22 protein-coding genes are annotated in these 20,152 nt (G+C 36.1%); 9 read left to right on the top strand and 13 right to left on the bottom strand.

What is annotated here, in order from left to right; genetic code table 11:
- Positions 1-701: 701 nt before the first annotated feature.
- The 3 genes from ABT56_RS19190 to ABT56_RS19180 all read left to right on the top strand — a co-directional run bounded on the left by ABT56_RS19190 (position 702) and on the right by ABT56_RS19180 (position 3,839).
- Positions 702-2,618: a replication initiator protein RctB domain-containing protein gene (locus ABT56_RS19190; RefSeq protein WP_047880522.1), complete on the top strand. Its 1,917-nt coding sequence runs from the start codon at positions 702-704 to the stop codon at positions 2,616-2,618.
- A 111-nt stretch (positions 2,619-2,729) separates the two neighbouring features.
- Entirely contained in the window at positions 2,730-3,290 is a 561-nt protein-coding gene (locus tag ABT56_RS19185) for a hypothetical protein (protein WP_047880521.1), read from the top strand.
- Positions 3,291-3,839 carry a DsbA family protein gene (locus ABT56_RS19180; protein WP_047880520.1) on the top strand — a complete coding sequence of 183 codons (549 nt, stop codon included), beginning with the start codon at positions 3,291-3,293 and terminating at the stop codon, positions 3,837-3,839.
- 48 nt (positions 3,840-3,887) lie between these two features.
- Here ABT56_RS19180 and ABT56_RS19175 read toward each other — a convergent pair whose 3' ends face one another.
- Positions 3,888-4,118, bottom strand: a complete 231-nt coding sequence (locus ABT56_RS19175; protein ID WP_047880519.1) for a hypothetical protein — start codon at positions 4,116-4,118, stop codon at positions 3,888-3,890.
- Positions 4,119-4,286: 168 nt separating this feature from the next.
- Here ABT56_RS19175 and ABT56_RS24080 point away from each other — a divergent pair, with 168 nt between their 5' ends.
- Both ABT56_RS24080 and ABT56_RS19170 read left to right on the top strand, forming a co-directional pair.
- Positions 4,287-4,454, top strand: coding sequence for a hypothetical protein (locus tag ABT56_RS24080; RefSeq protein ID WP_157037922.1), 168 nt, complete (start codon positions 4,287-4,289; stop codon positions 4,452-4,454).
- A gap of 17 nt (positions 4,455-4,471) precedes the next feature.
- Positions 4,472-4,771 (top strand): hypothetical protein, encoded by a 300-nt coding sequence (locus ABT56_RS19170; RefSeq protein WP_047880518.1) that lies wholly within the window; start codon positions 4,472-4,474, stop codon positions 4,769-4,771.
- 48 nt (positions 4,772-4,819) lie between these two features.
- Here the strand turns inward: ABT56_RS19170 and ABT56_RS19165 are convergent, their stop codons facing one another.
- The 7 genes from ABT56_RS19165 to ABT56_RS19130 form a co-directional block, all read right to left on the bottom strand.
- Positions 4,820-5,077 (bottom strand): hypothetical protein, encoded by a 258-nt coding sequence (locus ABT56_RS19165; protein ID WP_047880517.1) that lies wholly within the window; start codon positions 5,075-5,077, stop codon positions 4,820-4,822.
- A gap of 253 nt (positions 5,078-5,330) precedes the next feature.
- Entirely contained in the window at positions 5,331-5,771 is a 441-nt protein-coding gene (locus tag ABT56_RS19160; protein ID WP_047880516.1) for a hypothetical protein, read from the bottom strand.
- A gap of 97 nt (positions 5,772-5,868) precedes the next feature.
- On the bottom strand, positions 5,869-6,171 hold the full coding sequence (locus ABT56_RS19155) for a hypothetical protein (RefSeq protein WP_047880515.1): 303 nt from the start codon (positions 6,169-6,171) through the stop codon (positions 5,869-5,871).
- 39 nt (positions 6,172-6,210) lie between these two features.
- Complete coding sequence (locus ABT56_RS19150; protein ID WP_047880514.1) at positions 6,211-6,513, bottom strand: hypothetical protein; 303 nt, start codon at positions 6,511-6,513, stop codon at positions 6,211-6,213.
- A gap of 245 nt (positions 6,514-6,758) precedes the next feature.
- The gene (locus ABT56_RS24075) at positions 6,759-6,971 is read right to left on the bottom strand and encodes a hypothetical protein (protein WP_157037921.1); all 213 of its coding nucleotides are present in this window, start codon (positions 6,969-6,971) and stop codon (positions 6,759-6,761) included.
- Positions 6,972-7,588: 617 nt separating this feature from the next.
- Positions 7,589-7,942: a type II toxin-antitoxin system PemK/MazF family toxin gene (locus tag ABT56_RS19135; protein ID WP_047880511.1), complete on the bottom strand. Its 354-nt coding sequence runs from the start codon at positions 7,940-7,942 to the stop codon at positions 7,589-7,591.
- A 1-nt stretch (position 7,943) separates the two neighbouring features.
- A complete protein-coding gene (locus tag ABT56_RS19130) occupies positions 7,944-8,198 on the bottom strand; it encodes an AbrB/MazE/SpoVT family DNA-binding domain-containing protein (RefSeq protein WP_047880510.1) in 255 nt (84 codons plus the stop codon).
- Positions 8,199-8,500: 302 nt separating this feature from the next.
- On the opposite strand from ABT56_RS19130, the gene ABT56_RS19125 reads away from it, so the two are divergent.
- Entirely contained in the window at positions 8,501-10,177 is a 1,677-nt protein-coding gene (locus ABT56_RS19125) for a class I SAM-dependent methyltransferase (protein ID WP_047880509.1), read from the top strand.
- A gap of 332 nt (positions 10,178-10,509) precedes the next feature.
- On the opposite strand, the gene ABT56_RS19115 is transcribed toward ABT56_RS19125, so the two are convergent.
- Complete coding sequence (locus tag ABT56_RS19115; RefSeq protein WP_047880507.1) at positions 10,510-13,452, bottom strand: 3'-5' exonuclease; 2,943 nt, start codon at positions 13,450-13,452, stop codon at positions 10,510-10,512.
- A gap of 17 nt (positions 13,453-13,469) precedes the next feature.
- On the bottom strand, positions 13,470-13,988 hold the full coding sequence (gene mobI, locus ABT56_RS19110) for a conjugative transfer protein MobI(A/C) (RefSeq protein WP_047880506.1): 519 nt from the start codon (positions 13,986-13,988) through the stop codon (positions 13,470-13,472).
- A gap of 291 nt (positions 13,989-14,279) precedes the next feature.
- Here mobI and ABT56_RS19105 point away from each other — a divergent pair, with 291 nt between their 5' ends.
- Entirely contained in the window at positions 14,280-14,567 is a 288-nt protein-coding gene (locus ABT56_RS19105) for a hypothetical protein (RefSeq protein ID WP_205626106.1), read from the top strand.
- Between the two features lie 36 nt (positions 14,568-14,603).
- On the opposite strand, the gene ABT56_RS19100 is transcribed toward ABT56_RS19105, so the two are convergent.
- Positions 14,604-15,035, bottom strand: coding sequence for a hypothetical protein (locus ABT56_RS19100; protein WP_047880505.1), 432 nt, complete (start codon positions 15,033-15,035; stop codon positions 14,604-14,606).
- Positions 15,028-16,002, bottom strand: coding sequence for a plasmid segregation protein ParM domain-containing protein (gene parM / locus ABT56_RS19095; RefSeq protein WP_047880504.1), 975 nt, complete (start codon positions 16,000-16,002; stop codon positions 15,028-15,030). Before parM ends, ABT56_RS19100 begins: the two co-directional genes overlap by 8 nt.
- Before the next feature lie 373 nt (positions 16,003-16,375).
- Here parM and ABT56_RS19090 point away from each other — a divergent pair, with 373 nt between their 5' ends.
- The gene (locus ABT56_RS19090; RefSeq protein ID WP_047880503.1) at positions 16,376-16,705 is read left to right on the top strand and encodes a hypothetical protein; all 330 of its coding nucleotides are present in this window, start codon (positions 16,376-16,378) and stop codon (positions 16,703-16,705) included.
- Positions 16,706-16,807: 102 nt separating this feature from the next.
- Positions 16,808-17,071 (top strand): hypothetical protein, encoded by a 264-nt coding sequence (locus tag ABT56_RS19085; RefSeq protein WP_047880502.1) that lies wholly within the window; start codon positions 16,808-16,810, stop codon positions 17,069-17,071.
- A gap of 326 nt (positions 17,072-17,397) precedes the next feature.
- Here the strand turns inward: ABT56_RS19085 and ABT56_RS19080 are convergent, their stop codons facing one another.
- A complete protein-coding gene (locus ABT56_RS19080) occupies positions 17,398-20,151 on the bottom strand; it encodes a conjugal transfer protein TraG N-terminal domain-containing protein (protein WP_047880501.1) in 2,754 nt (917 codons plus the stop codon).
- Position 20,152: the final 1 nt, after the last annotated feature.

Raw genomic sequence — 20,152 nt, 5'->3', positions numbered from 1 at the left:
CCCCACTGGCCGTGGGAGCCCAGCTGCACGGGGTCGTGTTTAACTCGGCCCACTGGCCGTGGGAGTCCAGCTGCACGGGATCGTGTTTAACTCGGCCCACTGGCCGTGGGAGTCCAGCTGCACGGGATCGTGTTTAACTCGGCCCACTGGCCGTGGGAGTCCAGCTGCACGGGATCGTGTTTAACTCGGCCCACTGGCCGAAGGGAATCCTATCACCTTCACATAAAACAACGCTCAATAGTCAACCAACAATTGATTATTCACTGTTAATCCCGTCTCATTTTATCTATGTATATTGAAGGACTAATCTGTTAGTAAGTGAGTTAATAAGCTGTTGACTAACCATGATCATTCTTCTGAATATATGATGATCATGTTTCCATGATTAACGGGATCGTGTTTAAGGATCTACGGGATCGTGTTTAACCCTTAACGGGATCGTGTTTAACCTTTAACGGGATCGTGTTTAACTATCGAAAACACACTAACAAATTGATTTTAAAGGGATAGTTTCATTTATCCACAATGTCATATAAACATATAAATAGATAAATAGATAAACTAATCAGAAAGATCAGTTATAAACTTAAGATCTCGCTCGATGGAATAGAAAAGAGGTATAAGCAGCAATTGGTTTTTTTTGTTTTATTTTAAAAGACAAGGTATCATAAGTTAAGTTTAGCAATTTTCCCCAACAAGCCATGTTAGAGTTCAAAAATCGTGATGCAACCAATGGAAGTTTCTTTTACTTTGAAGGTCAGCAAATTGATCTAGAGGTACTAGAAAAACTGTCTGATCAATCAAAATCAGTGAAGCCAACGCTTTCCGCGATTCTTGCAGCTGTCGAACTGAAAGATGATGAATCTACAGTATCAACATCAACTATTGCTGAGAAAATGGGTATCACGATAAAAGCTCTAAATGACAGGTTGAGACAATTAAGAAAATTAAATTTCATCGTAGAGTTACCATTCGTATTTACAGGAGAAAAAACATTTAAACGCAGAACGATGTGTTTTGCCGTTCAATTTGAACAAGAATCAATTGATAATGTTAACTCTGATATAGAAAAGAAAAAAACAGAAATAAAAAAGTTAGCTGTTAAGCGTGAATTTATGAGAAAGGCACAAAAAGAGATCCAGTTAGGTGATCGTCCTGATGTGTCAAATAAATTACCATGCATAGTTAGACATTCCAATTCATTTCCAATTGAGCAGCTTGCTATTAACGGTAAAGATCCCCGTACTAAAATGGCAAAAAAATTTTATGTGACTTCGGAAGATGGAGAAACAAAAACCGTTCTTGCTAGGATACAGTCACATAGCAGAATCCTTGATTCGGATGATCTACAAGTTTTATTTGCTACTTATACTTTAATTCGTCTCTATCATGAAAAAGAGAGTGAGACTCACTTTTTAAATGGAACAACACCTAATAAGCTAACACCAGTTTACGTTGATGATATTTTATTAGTCCAACAACGTGCATTGGGCGGAAAGTCAAGACGATTAGTACGTGAGAGTTTCAAAGCGATTCGAGATACTGAATATGATATGTACGGTTTAACGAATATAAAAACAAAAGATGGAAATCTTTCTTTTTATGGGGAGCGTCGATTTAGAAATTTCTCAGAATGTATTCCATTAAGTGAATATGCTCCAGAAATTTCAAAAGATTACTCTGATGTAATCTTTGGTGATGATTCGATGATTTATCTTATCGAATTGCCGGATCATATTTTCGAATCATTAATGTATAATAAAACATTATTTGCATTTCCAACGAACTCATTGTCAGCACCCTCTTTGATATTTTTGCTATATTTAAGATTTCGTTCTAAATGCAACAATTCTGATAAATATGATGACAGTTTAAAAAACCTGAATAAGGTAATTGCGCCATCAAAAAGGCTTGGTGATTTTAAGCGTTCATTGATAACAAGCATGAAACGGTTAAGTAAGATAGACGACCCATATTTATTTTCTCGCATAGATACAGAAACAAATGAGATTACATTTAATTTATGGGGATATCATGGGAAAATCTCAACAAAAGAAAATTATTTAACGATTAAATGCCATCAAAAAGAAGTTGTTGCAGCGTGTGGTCTAGACACATCTAAACAAAATGCACCAACAAAATATAACGATTTATATTCGAACTTTGCACCATTGATGCAGATTGATAAGATTCTCCCTAAAAATATTGAGCGTATAATTAAAAAAGATGTAACCAAATATACGGTTACATATAAACATCCATCAACAGGTAATACTAGTGCCCCATTGACTGTTTACTCTGATTCCAGTGAAATTAACGATGCTGTAGATTTCCTCTGTAAATCATATGGCTTTGAGATTGCGTTAGTTGAGCCAAAGATTAGGGAAGACATAGAAAAGCTATCGCATTTCACTGTTAAAGGCCATTCTGTGACAAAAGATGAATATTTAACGATTAAATATATTTGCGATGCATCAGGTCTTGACGGCAATGGGTTCATTAGAGCATTTTTTAGGAAAACATCACTTCATGATGAGTTACATACACTAATCTTGGGTGAAGTTGATGATCTGGAACCATCAGAAATATTCTGTAAACACGTAAGATCTTTTCAGTAAGTGCCCCACCATTTTAAAAAAGCATTGGGAACATCAATGCTTTTTTATATTTCTAAAAAGGGATTTGCTGATAGGATCTGGCTATAGTAGACCCCATATGGAATTGATTACATGAGTAATAAACAAACATTTATTTTAACGGTTGGTCAACCTTATCCAATGCCACTGAATAAACAAATGAATAAACTTGGTATTGATGCTGGCAGTGCTAATCTGTTCTTCGATAATACCAACGTCATTCAAATTGGTGTAAATAAGCCAACCAAAAAGGATATCCGGGCGTTTAGGGAAAAACCTATCTATGCGGGTTTTATATACCGCCATCCCTGTTTGGTACTTTACTTTCGTTTTGCGTCAGGGATTACGTTTGAGTGCCCTTATGATCATTCGATATTACCAAGTGAATTATTGAATGTTCCAGATAAAATGGATCAAGAAAGCCGGTTAGTATTGCAGTTTCATTTTTTCGATACATCTACGACTGATCGCAAAGTAGTGTGGTTACGTGAGGCCACGCTCAATAAACATTTAACAACAGAAATTTTAGATGCTGTGATGATGCAGCGTGTGAATTTTCAACGTGACGCATTCGAGTTGGCGATGACTCAGATAGTCAACCTCGATTTGGAACAGGCGTATGAAATGTCTAATCCTCGCATAATGGGGGTATAAATGAGCAAAATTAAGGTTTTTTTGGTCAGCCTGTTTTTGATGGTTACGGGATCAGTCCAAGCAACGCCACAGACGCAGCTAGAACGCGTGCAGGTGACGATTTACAGCGATTATTTATGTAGATACTGCCGGGAGCAATACAGCGTCTTAAAATCGCTTCCTGATGCTATTTTGGGTGTGATGGATATCGAATATCGAGACTATCCGATCAGGGGCAAAGCGAGTAATGAGATTGCGATCATGATGAACATGATTAAGATGAAAAATGAACAAGCATATCATGAAATTCATGACCAACTTATGATGTTACCAATGGTTGGAGATCGCTCAGATGTTGAAGCCTTTGTGCGGCTTTCTTCGAGCTATGTTGGCCTTGATGAAATCGCACCGTATTTGTCGAACGCATCAGATAAAGTCGATACCGATCTAAGGATGGGCCGTTCGGCTGGCATAACTGTCACTCCAACGTTGTTCATCAATGGTACGCGATTTGATGGCATGTTAAATGCCGACCAGCTAATTGAGGCACTGAGTTACGCTATCAATTAGCCAGAGTGAGTACAACAAACCCGCCCTTTCCGGCGGGTTTTTTTGTATTCATACTTCGGTACTACCGATCCAGCGTGTATCAAGGAATGCATCAGCATAATCAAACTCTTGGGCATTACACGCATTTTCTAATGTGTCGTGATTCCATCCATCAGGTGGAGCTGGAATAATTTTTAATACAGCATCATCCTCACCGAGGATAATGAGATTGTCATTTTCACTACCGTCAAGCAAAGATAATTCATTGGGATTTATTGGTCGAGCAATACAGGTGATCATTGAATAGTCCTTTTCTGTGCTGGAATGTAGAGATATTAATTAGTAGTTACAGAAGATGTAAGATAATCATGATCAAAGAATGAGCCACAAGCTCATTTTTCTTCATCCGTTTATCTTTGATTATATAAATTTTTTGATAGAGTTTAAATATCAGCAAGGGGTAAAAGTATGGTAGCTAAAAGAGACAAGTCAAACACTAAAGTAATAGATCCCAAAAAAGTGAAAAATATTAGTCAAATACTGGTAAACGACTTAGTGAGTCAGGGGATCGACAGAGTGGAAGCAGAAAAAGAAGTTGCAAAAATCTTCTGTCAAAAATTTACACAAGTACATTGAATGAATATGGTGAAAATATGAAAATTGAAGTAATTGGAGCCGAAGTTAATAATCAAGTCGGTTACACCATTTATTGGTTCAATGTTAATGCAGCGGAAAAATTAAAGTACGTTAATGTAGTATTGGGGGTAGTAGAACGATTAGATGGCGAATGCTTTATTGTCGATGATAGTCGAGTACAAGCCAATCCACAGTCATTTTGTAGTATGCTATTAGATATATTGCCGACATACGTAACCGACGATATCCGTCAGGCTGTCGAATGTGGTGATATTGATAGCAGTGGCATACCAAAAGAAAAGACCAACTTCTTTTAACTGTTAAATTAGATATAAAACAAAACCCGCTATGCGGGTTTTTTGTATTTAGTGGAAAAGGGCACTATTTTGCTTATCAGGGACGTCTCTTAGCCGTACTGCCAGTTCATTTTCAATGAACGCGCAGATTTGCCATTGTTCAGTAATGGAATCATCATTCACATAAAGCTCCATTTCTGCTGACAGTAGTTCAGGGTAACTGAGATATAGCATTTTTGATTCAGTGTTAAAACGGAACGATACGGAATTGTCGTCAAGGTTTCCACTAACGATATTGCCGTTATATTTTGAAATCCATTTACTCATATCATCCTCATAAATAATGAAGGGCTGTAGTTTTTCATTTCAATATTTTAATTAAACATTCATATAAGATGAGAAACAAGAAAAGGTAGGATAATTATATAATAAATACAGATTTTTCTTAAACTATCTTTTTTGTTAGCTTAATAAATTGGGTTTGTTAGCATGTCAATTGTAGACGATATAATTTATGTAAAATACTGACTAGCTTGTTGAGCTGGTCAGTTCGATCTTGTTGTGCCATTATTCGAGTTCTTTATTGATTAAACATATGTCGATAATGAGGGTTATGTCGTAACTCTGTATGACGGATTCCACTAGTCATTGAAATTATTTTCGCCTCTATGGGATCAAGGCGAAAACCTTCTAAATATATGCAATTATAGAAGTCTGATTTCGACCAAAAGAGCTGCCCTGTCAAATCAAATATATTGTTGCTATCAGCGTTCCATGCATGTTCAATTACATTACCATTTGGCAATATTGCATAGCCGATGACTAGCGAACTATAATCAATCTGACTCATTATCAGTACATTTGAAAACGTCTGTTTGGGTTCCATAAACTGTAATGCCCATGCGCAAAACTCATCATCGAGTTGCGTAATTTTTGGGGATCTTTTTAGCAAGTTATTTTTAATACGACCAGCTTGAGTAAAAAATTCGATATTATTTACAAGTGTTTTTTGTGAGTTCATTTTTATCGCAATAAAATTTAATAATTAAATAAACGAAGGTTATGAAAATGGGTGAACACAGCAGTATATTAGAATTTGAGTGTTAACCTTTCACTGTTTAATTTACGAGTTCTTCAACACTTATCCCTAGCAGTTTAGCAAGCTGAATATCTTCAAGATCATGTCTTGCTGTTCTGGGCATCTTATCAACCAAACGAACAGGCGAGGTTGCTTTGCACGGTGATGTTGGATAACTCTTTACCAAAATTTTATTTTTTGGATTAGAGTTAGTGTCTTTTCGTTTTTGCGGTTTATTCTTAGCGTAGATATCACGTTTATTTTCACATATTTTATCTCTGTTTTTTGCGTAATAATCACGTTGGTAACGCTGTTTAGCAGTTAATTCAGAAAATTCTTGCATGACGATTTCCTTTTTAATTAATTTATATTTATCTTGTGATTAATCAACTTTGATTTTAGATATATCATTAATCATAATATCAAGAACATTTAAGCGAATATTATCCCTGAATCCTAATTCTTTATCATTAAATATTTCACGTCTTTTTGTGATTTTTTCTAATGTCGAATAATAACGATGAACAAATTTAGGGGTTAAATCAATGCATGTTAGCACGGCACTTAATGTGTGGCCTGTTATATCATTAATGTTAGCGTCAATGTAATCTATTAGTTCGTCTTTGCTCCCGCATTCATTAATCTGATTAATCTTTTTAATATGCGACCATGCTAAGTTTGTCATGCTTACTTTATCCATATTTAATAGGGAATAGGCTTGGGTCTTCATCACTTACGAGAATAAGGCGATCATCTGAAATATCGTTAACAGGCCAGCCGTAATTATCAGCCATAGCTGCCGCTAACTACTCAAGGTTCAAGCCTGCGGCACAAATGAAGGTATAGCGTTGACAGCCTCACGCGAAAAGCCATCACCAAATTTACAAAAAGGGTCTAAAATTCATAGATTCATGATACACATCTCAACAGTTAAAACATTTGATTAGCTAGCCATCGATCATCACTTGAAATACTACACGCAGCCAATACGTGAGCGACCGTGTAATCCTGCTCCGGTACTGTGACGAAATACTCGCTCGCCTTGTTGTTACGCTCTACCCAGTCTGATTCGCTACCGTGAACCGTCACAGGCAAGCCAAGGATTTTGGCTATCTCTATAGCCTCAAGATAAAGGGCATTCATTGGCCTACCAATCAAAAGGGGCGTTAACGGCTTGCCCTGTAGTAATGTATGTAACCCGGATACCGTGTAATCCTTTCGTTTATTAACACAACCCGACTTGTTGGCCAATATAGCCCTTATCGCTAACACTTGATCCTTAGTCATACCACCTATCATCATTTGCCCCCTTTGTTTATTTCCCAATTGTAAGCCCTTATGACTGTCTCGTTGTAATCTCTGTTATTAAAGAAATCATAGAAGCAAGTTGAAAATATAGTGCTGTTGTGAGTAACACGACATACAACCTTTACGAATTGATCACCGTCAGCGTCTAGCTCTTTTTGATAGCTACACGAAAGTATAATTTCGCAGTCCTTGCCTTTGAAGTCTTTATAATAGCGACCTGTCGCGACCTCGAATGTCCCATTCATTTCCCTTTCATCACCCTAACAATTAACGATTGAAATTTAACATTAACTTCAATTAATCTATAGTTTAAATGTTGATATGATACATTTCCTTTCAAATAGCTCTCAAAAAAAGCGCAATAGCAATATTGCGCTCCTCTTAAAAATACTCTGATTGTTACGTGTACACATCACGTAAATTTGATTCTCTGTTAAAGTGAAGATTTGACATTAATTTTCAAATAGAGACTCAGCACCGATCAATGGGATAAGTCTTAACAGAACGTCTTCCATCACACCATTCTCCGCCGCAGTTATCTTCTTCGCGTTACGATCTTTCCAAGAGAGAGTTTGAATCAAACTTGATGCCACGACACTAGGTTTATCCAGATTGTTTACTGGAACTTCAGTAGCTTGTCCTCTTATGCTTGTGCTTATCGGACAGCAGATCAGTAATCCGGTTTTTAAGTTGTACTCTTTACTGGACAGCACAAGCGCCGGACGATATTTGCCGATCTCTTTTCCTTTGCATGGTTCAAAGTCTAACCAGATAATGTCATTGCGTTTTGGTATATAATGAACCATTTTACTCGCCTAACTCCTTAGCGCTGACAAGTGCCAATTCATCAGCATGTGCAGTATAAGGACTCAAGCCATTCAGAAGTTCTTTTTCGCTGAACGGGAAGCATTTCTTAGGACGCTTGATTGGCTCGATAGTGATCTTTCCATCAGTTGCCTTGACTTCGATATCTGCACCCTCAACTAGCCCTAGCTGTCTAATGAAAGCGGCTGGAATTATATTACCAAGACTGTTACCAATTTTTCGTATTTGAGTACGCATGATTCACCCCTTTGGTGGATACATTGTTACAACAATAGACATTGTATACTTTTTACCCAAGGTGTCAACATTGTTATAACTAAAATTTATTGATAGCTATTAATCCCATTCCCTAAAGATCTTTGAATGACACTTAGTTCGATCTTTTGCTTAATTCGCTTACCAAATGGATGGCCGTTGGTAATATTAAAGTTAATTTTATACGGTAAGAATTGATTGATTTAAAAATATAATTGCTGTTTATCTATGATGATTTTAATTTTATGAGAATATTTTTATATTAACTTCAAAATGGAATCATTATGAACACACATACATTAGTTCGGGCGATTAAAGCCGATAACTCAGATTTTGAATGGTTTCCCACAACGAAGGAGATGTTATCTGTAATTCGGGATGATATGAGTAAAACTTTTAATCCGTATAATCATAGTGAAAAATTAACTTGTAGTGTTTTAGATTGTGGGGCAGGAAATGGTTCTGCGCTTATGGCATTAACAGAAGGAAAACGTTATGCGATAGAGATTTCAAAGCCACTGATTCAAGAAATGGACAAGTCGATTTTTATTGTCGGAACGGATTTCGAACAACAAGTTTTAATTGATAAAAAAGTTCATGTTGTATTTTGTAATCCACCATATTCAGAGTTTTCAAAGTGGGCTACTAAAATAATCAGAGAAGCTAATGCTGAATCAGTATATTTAGTTATACCGAAGCGTTGGGAAAATGATGCTAATATTAAATTAGCTATTGAATCTAGAAAAGCAACAGTACAAATTCTTTATCAGGGTGATTTTCTTAATGCTCCAAGAGCAGCGCGCGCAAAAATTGACATAATCAAGGTATCATTAAGCAGTAAGCGTAATACTGCATTTGCTGATCGTTTCATGAATCAACGAGTTGATCCTTTTAAATTGTGGTTCAATAGTAACTTTCATTTTGATACACATAACTCCAAACAGTCTGAATTTGAGCAAAGGAAAGCTGCTCAGAAAAAAGCTCAAGATAAGTTAGATGGGGCCGGGGAATTGATTACTAGCCAAGGTCTGGTAAAAACACTTGAGCAATTTTATTTTAAAGATATGGACGATCTTATGAATACGTACATCAAATTAAATGAAATAGATAGTAATTTACTACGTGAATTAAATGTCTCTATCGATGCTGTCAGAGAAGGATTGGAGTTAAAAATACACTCACTGAAAGATATGTACTGGCACAAGCTCTTTGATGGATTGAGTGATATCACAGAGAAGCTATGTTCTTTTACTCGTAAAAAATTGTTAGAACAACTGACAGAAAATACTCACTTGGATTTTACAGCTCAAAACGCGTATGCGGTGGCTATCTGGGTGATAAAACATGCAAATCATTATTTGGATGATCAAGTTGTAACAATGATGGAAAAAATGACTGAATCAGCAAATGTTCGTTGTTACAAATCAAATCAAAGAACATTTGGCCGCGATGCTTGGCGTTATCGTAATCGCCCTGTTGATTTGGACTGTTATGGCCTAGATTATCGTATTGTCCTCACATCAATGGGAGGTATTTATCAGTCACAATGGGCGAGTGAACAGACTAGTCATAATTTGCATGACTCAGCAAAGAATATGATTAACGACCTTCTGACTCTTGGTGCAAATTTGGGCTTTGATACCAGAAATACAGAACGCGCAGAATCATTTATTTGGGAGTCTAACAAGAAACAGATATTTAACTATTACAGTCATGCTAAAGGCCAAACAGTAGTTTTATTTGAAGCTAGAGCGTTTAAAAATGGAAGCATTCATATTAAATTTAATCAAAATTTCATGATGGCTATGAATGTTGAATTCGGACGCCTAAAAGGTTGGTTGAAATCAAAAGAGGATGTGATTATGGAAATGAATGATATTCCTGTAGAATTTGTAGCGCAAGTATTTGGGAAAAATTTACAACTAACAAATAAATCATCCCGCCTTTTATTAGTTGCTTAAAGTAGAATGACAAATTGAAATATAGCTTGATTTAATTCATGCTATATTTCTATGCTAGAGATTTATTTGATGACAATTACAAAAATTGCGTTACTACAAAAGAAAGCTCATGAATATGTGATATCGATATTAGATGGCAACCCACTAATTGTACAGTCAAGAGTTGAATCTATGTTGTATGAGTATCTATATGATCATCATGTTGACTTTAGACAGTGTGACCAAATTCTTAAAAGAATATCTCGTTTGACTGTTAATTTAGCATTGTGCCAACAAAAAAAAGGACTAATAAAAAAGGGAGCATAATGCCCCCCTTTTTTATTTGGTTGTTTTTAAGAGTTTTTTATGAACTTCCAAAAAGCGGATGATTCTTGGTATACGATGTTTTTTGATGTATCAATGAACAATGAGTGGTGTTTCTCTAATGTACGCAATCTCTGGCACATTCTATTGATATCTTCTTTTTTGTCTAAGTTAAATAGCGTTGCTACATCTTTTGATACGGGGTTATTTAGTTTGTGTATAATCCACGCCAACATATAGTCGCTGTAATTACAGTTTGTTGTTTTAAAATGATCGGCACCCTGAGTGCTCAACATAACACCAACCCCAAACTCTCGACCTTCTTTGAGAATTTTCAGTAGTGACGGGAATTCACATCGCATAAAATTATCAGCCTCATCAACTAGAATCATATTAGTTAGGGAACGATAATCACCATCAGGCCGAGGTTTACCATATAAATGCATTTGTGAATAAAATTGATCAAGTAGCAAACTAACTACTAGATTTTGCAAACTTGGATCATAGCCACTCAATTTTATTACAATAATATTGCCTCGCAGCAAATCTAGTAACGGTTCACATTTCTCTCCGTCTGGACAAAATACCTCATATTCGTTTAAATCGTTCATTGCTGAATATAATGAGTCCATTGGTACTTTTTCTATCATCGAAAAAACTTCATAGACATCAGAGATTGTTGGGGCTGGTAGATCATAGCTAGAAATATCCATTTTATGGATACCGCGTGTCTCATAAGCCTGTGCAATACATTTTTTTAAAAGACTTTCTTGTTTTGTGCCGAGGCCAAATGCTTTAACTAATGAGCTTGTGAAAGTTGATGCTGTATGTACAGTTCCCAGCGGTTTCTTAGCAAATATTGCTAAAGGGTTTATCGGGATATGTACAAGATCGAAGACCTTAGCATTCGTAGCAGTGACAAATTCCTGATCTGTATAATCGTCTTTATAGTCAAAAATTAACAAACCAAATTCGCGATCACCGTTGAATTGTCTTTGTTGGTACAATTGTAACAACATGGCCTTTACTAACTGTGTTTTGCCTGTCCCCATTGTACCCAGTATGGCTGTATTAGGATTAAAAAACTTACGTGTATTAGTCGGCATCCAATATTGGGGGAGATTGTGAGTTTTGTCATGTCCGATTTTAACCGCGATTCTCCCTAGCTCATGAGTAGCGTTCTGTTTGGCTATGTCAAGGGGAACATCTTTATCTAACAGCTTATCCAATTCGGCCCCTGTCGCCCCTGTAGGGGATTTATCGGCTTTACCCTCTGCATCGATATGCTGTTTTCTCTTTGTGCCCGTCACGGGCTTCTCAGCGGCCTCTGCGGCTTGTTCTGATTCTGTTTTTTTAACTCGCTCGCAGGTGTTGTCTTTTTTGATTATCGGACGTGCCATTTCTGAATCAGAGTGGGCAATTAAGTTGTCAGTTAAATAATGTTCTATCGGTGTTTTAATAACCTTAAATGGCCGTTTATTCTCAATGGCATCGTATAACATGTCAGAGAGGATCAAATGCTTTTTTGCTCGTGTTAGTGCTACGTAAAAGAGGTGTAGTTCCTCTTGATCCAGAGATTTCCCCTCGGTGTACGCTGATATAATGGCCTCGAAATCTTGACATATATAAACACAATCTGACTCCAAGCCTTTAGAACGATGAGCTGTGGTTAGTATTATATCGGCGTTTTGGGGGTCTATGCTTATAGATTTCTCAATTGCATTGATAAGGCGCTTCCCGGCTTCTGGATCGTTATCGATAATCTTAACCATTCTCATAGTTTCACTATCACAGTCATCACTATCAATAATTTGATTCCAATTATTGAAGTGGTTAATCGCTTTAGGTAAGTGAGTGCGATCACCTTCGCGCAACCGTAATAAACTTTCAATTAATCGAATTGATGATTTCGGATCACGACAGGACAGATGGATAGTAACGCCTGAATTTTGGAGATTAGACAAAATTTCCAATAGGTGTCCATTAGTTCTTGCTATGAGCATCATCGAATGCCCCAGATTATAGTTACTAGCCTTGTGGATTTCAGTGTCAAAACCTAACCCATGAATTTCTACGTTAGAGTCAAGGGGGCTTAATGTTCCTCTTGCTAGATTAGCTATACGTGGCCCATATCGGAATGAGTTACTAAGCTGTGTAGATTTATACGGGACTAACGATAATGCATTCACAGCTCCATTGAATTGATATATGGACTGATATCGATCTCCCACAATGACCTGTTGGCATTTCTGCTGTAAAACAATGGATAATAGTACAGGGTTTGCGTCTTGAGCTTCATCAAACATGATAAAGTCATAATCCAATATTGGCTCTTGTAGCTGCCATATTTTTAAATAGACATTTTGCGTTGCTGCACACGCTGAGTCGATATCCATCATTTGCTCTAACAAAAGCTTCCCGTGGTGAAGAATCAGTTCTATAAACAACTCTTTTTCAGAAGGCTTGGTTTTTCCTCTAGATGAATGTTGGTCATAAACGTAATGAATTTTTTTACTGACATGCACTTCTCCTAGTTGCTTAGATGCACTGTTCAAAAAATTGGTAATAATCGCTTTGATCCCGTAGATAAGTAACTTTTGAGAGAAAGACACTTTCTTCTTTATGTCTCCAATCTTGCTATAGGTGATCACATCTTTATCTGTTATGAAAGGAGATAGTTTTCGTTTCCATGCAGATTGATTTATTTTGCATATCGCCTTGTAAGCAAATGAGTGTGCTGTACCAACATCAATGTTGCCACTGAACTTCGCTCTCGCTTCTTCCGCTAAATCTCTATTGAAGCAGAGATATAAACCTTTCCGTCCACTGCTATATTTATCTATGATCTCAAAAAAAGTTGTTTTCCCGGCCCCAGCCTTTGCCTCTATCTTTAGATTTCTACCTTGCTCGAATAATTCATAACCTGAAAGCTGCTCATCCGTAGCTGGATAGCCGTGTATGCTAATTTCCATTGTCTGCTCCAAACACATTAAAGACGCGACTTGAATTTTTGAATTGAATCCGACTGCATTTGCACTCGATCTTTTATCGGTGTGAAAGAAAAATCGACGCTATTATCTTTTGCTAACTGCGTTAAGTTCTTATGCATCAAGCCCAATGTTTTTACATTATTTCTAATTGGCTGGAGAATTTCCTCACATTGCATTATTAAATCTTGTTCCCATTCACTTGCAATCGGGAAGTTTTTTCTTGAATAGCCTTTCTTTGTCGTTGGAAGTGCTATCCCTATGGATAATCTTACTGCCTTGTCTCCATGTTGTTGAAATGAAATTCTGTACCAGCGTACTGAAAACGTATAGCGTGAAAAATTAACACGTAATTCGTACCATGTTTTCTCTGAGCCTTTCATTTTCATTTGTGAACGTTGAACTTCTCTTTTGGCCACCTCGCTCATCCATAGTGATTGAGCAAATAGTGCCTTTTCATACTCATCATCAATCATCGAGTATAACTGGTTTTGTACCTGTGTGATTTTTGTGTTTGTCATGTGCCAAAACTCAAACGTGATAATGCCCTAATAGTAGTTAATGAATTACACTACTATTTCTACTGAAGCTCAAAATAAGACTTATTTTGCTCTGGTGTTATTTCAAAGTCTATTTTGCTCTAGTTGATAATCAAAGTCTATTTTGCTCTGGGGATTTTTTTAGGTCTATTTTGCTCTGAGGAATTTTAGCTGATAAAAGTTCGATTAAAGCCTCTATTTCTTGGCTATATATCTAATATGTAGTAAATTATTTGGCTCTATTAGCTATATTTTGTGAGTCTGGATGTGACTATGATTGAAGAAAATACAGGTATTAATGCTGATGTTGAACCACCAATGAATGGATGTGGTGGTGATTTTAACGCAAAAAAACATGAGAAATTTAAATCTTTATGTGAGTCAAGAGTTAATATAATTACAAAAAATTTTCGTCTACTAAGTAACCTTTCTAACAAAAAAAATTACGCCTATACTGATGGTGATATTGATAAGGTCTTTAAGCATTTGCATGATGAATTGAAGAAATGCAAAGAGAATTTTTCTGATAAAAACGAAAAAAATAAGTTTTCTTTAGATTAATTTAGCGACTAAAAAGCCCCGCAATGCGGGGCTTTTTTATCGTCCTAGCGATTGTAGAAGCGGGGGGATTTTTTTGGCTTTTGGTTGAGTTTGTGTTTTCCTTTCACTTTCATTGGTCGGTTCAAGATTCTCAGTATCTTGATGTTTTACAGGATCTATAGCCGTGTTATTTGTTCCTAACGTAGATGCAACGCTGTCATTTTGTTGCTTATTGCACTCACCATTCATCATTTTATCTATGTCTAATAGTTGTCGTAGAATGGTATGATCGAGCTCTTTCCCTTGTTGACTAAATTCTATAATCAGTCTGAATAGAGTGGGAAATTGTTCTTTTATTTGAATGCCAACAAAAAGAGTATCTCGTAATGAAAGAGCTTTTTTAGGCTGTTCTTGATACCATTTTTCAATAACTTTATCTGAGTACGATTCGCCCAAACGGAAACCAGTAACGATTGTAGGATTACTCATATTGGCTTGTCTCTAACATATAAATCGCCTCTGATAATGCTGTTTCATGGCGTTCTAGAGTGGTGTTTTTTATCCCTTTTTTATTCAGATAGTGACTCAAAAGCTTTGCACCACCGCCAGTTATATAGATATTAGTATTATTGATTTCACCCTTGTTGAATTCGTGTAATTCAATAAGAAGACGTTCGAATACTGGTGATAAATGTTTGTTTATATCTACTTCTACATTTAAATTTTCTTTAATGAAATCTGGGTCTTCAAAGTGTTTTAAGATCAGATCTAAGTGCATGGTAAACACATTGGACAATGTATTTGTTAGTTCTGAACGGATGCTTTCCATGATCTCAAATGTACCGACTGAGAATGAATCAATTCGAATTAATTCAGCTGCATTACCGATGAAAATCACTGCGTCTGTCGTAGTCCCGCCGATATCCAAAAGCATTGATATTTCAGTGCTTTTTAGCTCATATTTTTGTAGGTACATATAAATTGCAGGAATGCCTTCGGGATAAACATGTACTGTTTCTATGCTATATGTTTTGTGATTTACGGACTGAATAAATCCCATATGTGTATGTTTTTTCTTTTCTATATTCCCATCATTGACCGAACCATCAGCATTAAAATATTGATTAATTGGCAATGTAACAACTAGATCAATTTTGCCATTAGCAATTCCTGCTTGATTCAAAGCATGATGCACACTAGCCCGTGATTGAGGGTGGAATTGGTATGATTTGTTCGATGTTGGTAAGGCATTCTTTTGTTCTGAGAAAGTAAGAAATGCACTTTGAGAGTCATCATCATCGCTAATCTTATAGACAAAAGGCTGCTTGCCAAAACTAATTCCTTTACCAATTTCTGCTCGGTTAGGTGAAATAATACTAATGATTTCCCCATCAATTTCTGTTGTTAGTTTGCATGATGTTGAACCGTCATCACAGACGACCAAGTGATTGTTCATGGTTTTCCCTATAGGTTTGTGCTTATTTGATTTTAATTATATGTCGCATGAATATCACTTTGCAATATAAATAAATTGGTTTTGATATTAGATGTAATGTTATTGGTGGCGTTTACATTTCATTGTTAAATAATAACTATAGAAAGCTATTTTTTCTTATTTACATATTAAAGCATTTAAGTTCAGAATAAATTTACTCCTATTGTTGTTTGTGGCTATTTCTTTACAATTGTCATCAGTTTGACGTTGCTTTGGTATCGCATCGCAATGTGAATGCTTTAACGTGTAAAATTTTTCGCTCTTTTTTAACGATTAATGTTTGAACATTGGCTTGGATTGGTATAATTAAGGTAAGAATTATGAGGTGAACACTATGTATAAGTTTGTTTTTTTTGATGGTTTTTACGTGTCAGTAAACCTTGATAACCTCCCTCAGTTGGCTGTTATGGCCGTGTGCCTATTTATGTTTCTAGCCGTTGTTTTTCGCATACTAAGAGGGCTTTACCGGGGTTTTTCAGGGAATAAACATCATCATACAAAGATGCTGAATCGCCCAGTTCCAACATCGGAATGGTCAGATTCCGATGCTATAGATTCAGACGTGAAAATTATTGAAGTAAATAGAATTAATGATTATCACGATTGGATTAATGCTAACGGTATAAATTGTGGATTTGCTGATTTTTCAATGAAAGACAAGTAAGTTTTATTATTTATATTCATGACTATTCGTAAAATGAGTATCGAATTATTTCTACTAATACGCGATGGTCGCTAACAATAGACAATTAGAGGAAAGTAATTTATGAGTCAAATGACCGATGAGGAAAGGAAATGGCTAGAGTCATTGAAGCGTTGCCTTAAAAAGAAGCCTCAATCAGTAGAGATCTTGGTACAAGAGCAATCGAACAATGAAAACGGTTTAATTTCTGAAATTCATCTAATGAAGACTGGCATCATCAATGAATCCCAAGATAGAGTTGATGATCTAATGAAATACAACCCTGACGACTATTCGTTGACGTATATTACTTGCAATGGTGTAGCTGCTAACAATCACGGTTATTAGGAGGGGGATATGCACTAGGTGATACTCGACAGACGGTTAAGAGTTATATCCCTGACTACAGCAGCTAGCATGATTGAGGACTACTTTAGTGAAGGTGCAGAACCTGACGAAATTGGTTCGACCGAAGAAGAAGCAGAAATATTTGAACAAGAAACTGGCTGCTAAATTATATGCAATAGGATAATTATCATGTTGCAGGTATTAGCTAATCTAATACTCGGTCTTGCTGACCAACACTTTAATCCGAATAGCATATTAATTAATCCATACTCGCGTGAAACAAAAAAAAGGATCTACATTGTAGATCCTTTTAATTTTATATAAATTTATTTTTTGTTTGATTTCTCATCAAAGCCAAAATCAAACACCTCATCAACAGTATCCACAAATCCATCAACCGTGGCCTTGCCAACGGCAACACCACCATTAACACTGCTTGCTGTAACATGATATACATCAGAATCATTCATTAGTTCTGTTGTGCCTTGATTAAACTTGGTTCTCGTTTGTTCAGTTTCATTATCAAACTTTGACTCATTCCATATGTATTCATCACGACTGTATAGACCTTCACCTACATAGTTTCCTTCAACATTGTTTTTATATATAGCATATTGTTCATGTGCATCAGGTAGAGGTTCTTGATCTATTGTTGTATTTAGTTTTGTATCTAATCCACCACGAATTTCAACTTCACTTCCTGTTGTATTTTCAGGTGTATCAAAACGATCATTTGTGAATATGTTCTGCATAGCGTCTGTGTCATTAAATTGTGACATAGTATTTAGAGCCGCGACTAGCATTGCAGCATCATCATTAAGTGAATCTCGTGATTGAATATCATTTAAATTACGATAATACTCTTGCTGTTGATTTGGTGATAATGAATTTACGTAATCATGAACGCGTCCGTGCATATTGTCGTTATCGAGCAAATTACTGATCATTCCTAATTTATCAGTTGTGGAACCAGTTGAGAACTCTTGGCTAAACGTAAGCATATCAGAGTATGATTCTTCTGCTGATTTTGCTTCGCTATATGCTTTGCGTTGTTCTTCAACAACGGAATCCATAAGTTGATTGCCCGTGCTGATTTTATGACCGGAGCTAATATCAGCAGCTATGGCATTCTCTAGCCCAACTTGATAGTTTTGGCTAGACTGAATTTGTTCAAGATCTTGCAGGGCATTTACAAGATTTGTACTATATTGTTGAGAGCCGGAAGAAGTTATGGCTGCACCAGAGCCGAATTTTGATACTCCGAGAGTTGCAGCTGAATTCAAAATACTTGCTTCTGTATCATTAAGACTATGGTTATTACTAATGCTTTTAGCAGTGGATAACATGTAGTCCATTTGTTGTGAATCATTTGTCTTAATTGAATTACCAAAATTAGCCATTTGGTTATATCCCCAATCAGTGCTTCCAGCTATAGTATGGCCATTAGACAATGTATCATTGAAGTCCTCTCTAGCTTGAATTGATTTTCTTTTAGCCTCTGATAATGTGTTCGCATAAGCTGACGATTCCGTAAATGAATTCATTTTTGATTCTGTCATTTTACTTATCCCCCCAACACCATCAATGTAGCCTTGCTGACGATAGCCACCCATATCAATAATAGCCCCTTGTTGTTTGAGCGTTTCAGGCATTGCATCGCTATCTTTTGCTGGTTGACTGGCTATACCTTTTATAGCGGCTCCGAGGCCCATCGCACTACCTGTTACTAAAAACATGGCTAGAATAGGTACGAATGTTGTTGCAAGCATTCCACCATACCCTAATTTTGTGTATGAATATGAAGCTAAACGCATTGTAAATAAAAAAGATCCTTCATCTACAATATTTGATAAGCTTGATACGTAGTTTGCTATATCACCGTAAATTGATGATGAAATAACAACCATCAAAATAGGGATGAGTTGGGTGATTAGAATTAATTGTAAATATCCAGCAAAAACTTTTAAACCGAAAGTTCCGATTAATAACCCAAGTAATACAAAGGGAGCTATTGCAAAAAGACATGCTTCAAGATATGTGAGAATATCCCAGACCATATCGGCCCATATCTCTCCTTGGATAATCCATTGATAATGACGTTGTTGAATTGAGCCTGAAAGATTTTCGTATAAGTCATTAGCATCTATAGAACGATAATAATTTAGCTGTGAATCTTCGACAAAAGATTGAAGCATCAGTGCTTGCATATATTTCCTAGCATCAAGAGAATGTGAACCGGACTCTCCAATAAATGCATTAAGAGTATCTGTAAAGAAATACTCTGCATTCATGGTTGTACTAGGATTAGATTCATCCATAACAAAATTATTTTGTTTTAAAAGTGTTGTCATAGCAGCATCCGTTGCAACATCCATAATTGAATTTAATTGCTGGAATGCCTCATAACATGACACTTCAGTTATGTTTCCAGATGAACCGATTATCACTGTTCCATACATCTTGCTGTTAGATGTAATTGTTGTCATAGCATCTTTTATATATGATTCATCAAAAGAATTGTTTCTTGCATTCTCAAAAGCAACACACTTATCAGCGTAGAGCTGCATAGTTTTTGTAAAATTTATACCATTGATATTATTTAATATTTGCCCCATGTTTTTACTTATATCCAAAGACTCTTTACGCATTTGGGCCACAACTCTAAGTGGTTTGAGAAATCCATTTTCAGTAAACTTTTGCTGCCCATTAAGACCATATCCTGTTTCTGTCTTTTCTAACAAAGTATGGCCAATATATGTAATTACGCTGTAAGGCAATGCAATACCAATTGGTATGTTGTCAACCGTTAACGTTTGACTTGTATCTTTATTAGTAATGTTAACGGTGCTTTTTTCCATAAGACATAATTGAAATGTGAATAATCCACAAATCATCAAAGGAATGGGTAAACTACGTGCGCCATCATGTAATGATCGAATTAACAATAAAATGAAAGCAAATAAAGCAATAATTTGACTTATAGTGTTATATACACTGTCATCAAAAATCGTGGCAACTCCATTCAAGGTGTTAAATAACACCTCTGGATCTCCATATGAATATATATTATAAATAGACATC

It is taken from the genome of Photobacterium aquae, assembly GCF_001029445.1.
Classification (GTDB): domain Bacteria; phylum Pseudomonadota; class Gammaproteobacteria; order Enterobacterales; family Vibrionaceae; genus Photobacterium; species Photobacterium aquae.
The sequence above is the reverse complement of the archived record's forward strand: the minus strand, read 5'-3'. Positions and strand labels throughout refer to the sequence as shown.

Coding starts and splice junctions, on each gene's coding strand:
- ABT56_RS19190 (WP_047880522.1), top strand. CDS start 702: ATGTTAGAGTTCAAAAATCGTGATGCAACCAATGGAAGTTTCTTTTAC.
- ABT56_RS19185 (WP_047880521.1), top strand. CDS start 2,730: ATGAGTAATAAACAAACATTTATTTTAACGGTTGGTCAACCTTATCCA.
- ABT56_RS19180 (WP_047880520.1), top strand. CDS start 3,291: ATGAGCAAAATTAAGGTTTTTTTGGTCAGCCTGTTTTTGATGGTTACG.
- ABT56_RS19175 (WP_047880519.1), bottom strand. CDS start 4,118: ATGATCACCTGTATTGCTCGACCAATAAATCCCAATGAATTATCTTTG.
- ABT56_RS24080 (WP_157037922.1), top strand. CDS start 4,287: ATGGTAGCTAAAAGAGACAAGTCAAACACTAAAGTAATAGATCCCAAA.
- ABT56_RS19170 (WP_047880518.1), top strand. CDS start 4,472: ATGAAAATTGAAGTAATTGGAGCCGAAGTTAATAATCAAGTCGGTTAC.
- ABT56_RS19165 (WP_047880517.1), bottom strand. CDS start 5,077: ATGAGTAAATGGATTTCAAAATATAACGGCAATATCGTTAGTGGAAAC.
- ABT56_RS19160 (WP_047880516.1), bottom strand. CDS start 5,771: ATGAACTCACAAAAAACACTTGTAAATAATATCGAATTTTTTACTCAA.
- ABT56_RS19155 (WP_047880515.1), bottom strand. CDS start 6,171: ATGCAAGAATTTTCTGAATTAACTGCTAAACAGCGTTACCAACGTGAT.
- ABT56_RS19150 (WP_047880514.1), bottom strand. CDS start 6,513: ATGACAAACTTAGCATGGTCGCATATTAAAAAGATTAATCAGATTAAT.
- ABT56_RS24075 (WP_157037921.1), bottom strand. CDS start 6,971: ATGAATGCCCTTTATCTTGAGGCTATAGAGATAGCCAAAATCCTTGGC.
- ABT56_RS19135 (WP_047880511.1), bottom strand. CDS start 7,942: ATGGTTCATTATATACCAAAACGCAATGACATTATCTGGTTAGACTTT.
- ABT56_RS19130 (WP_047880510.1), bottom strand. CDS start 8,198: ATGCGTACTCAAATACGAAAAATTGGTAACAGTCTTGGTAATATAATT.
- ABT56_RS19125 (WP_047880509.1), top strand. CDS start 8,501: ATGAACACACATACATTAGTTCGGGCGATTAAAGCCGATAACTCAGAT.
- ABT56_RS19115 (WP_047880507.1), bottom strand. CDS start 13,452: ATGGAAATTAGCATACACGGCTATCCAGCTACGGATGAGCAGCTTTCA.
- mobI (WP_047880506.1), bottom strand. CDS start 13,988: ATGACAAACACAAAAATCACACAGGTACAAAACCAGTTATACTCGATG.
- ABT56_RS19105 (WP_205626106.1), top strand. CDS start 14,280: ATGATTGAAGAAAATACAGGTATTAATGCTGATGTTGAACCACCAATG.
- ABT56_RS19100 (WP_047880505.1), bottom strand. CDS start 15,035: ATGAGTAATCCTACAATCGTTACTGGTTTCCGTTTGGGCGAATCGTAC.
- parM (WP_047880504.1), bottom strand. CDS start 16,002: ATGAACAATCACTTGGTCGTCTGTGATGACGGTTCAACATCATGCAAA.
- ABT56_RS19090 (WP_047880503.1), top strand. CDS start 16,376: ATGTATAAGTTTGTTTTTTTTGATGGTTTTTACGTGTCAGTAAACCTT.
- ABT56_RS19085 (WP_047880502.1), top strand. CDS start 16,808: ATGAGTCAAATGACCGATGAGGAAAGGAAATGGCTAGAGTCATTGAAG.
- ABT56_RS19080 (WP_047880501.1), bottom strand. CDS start 20,151: ATGTCTATTTATAATATATATTCATATGGAGATCCAGAGGTGTTATTT.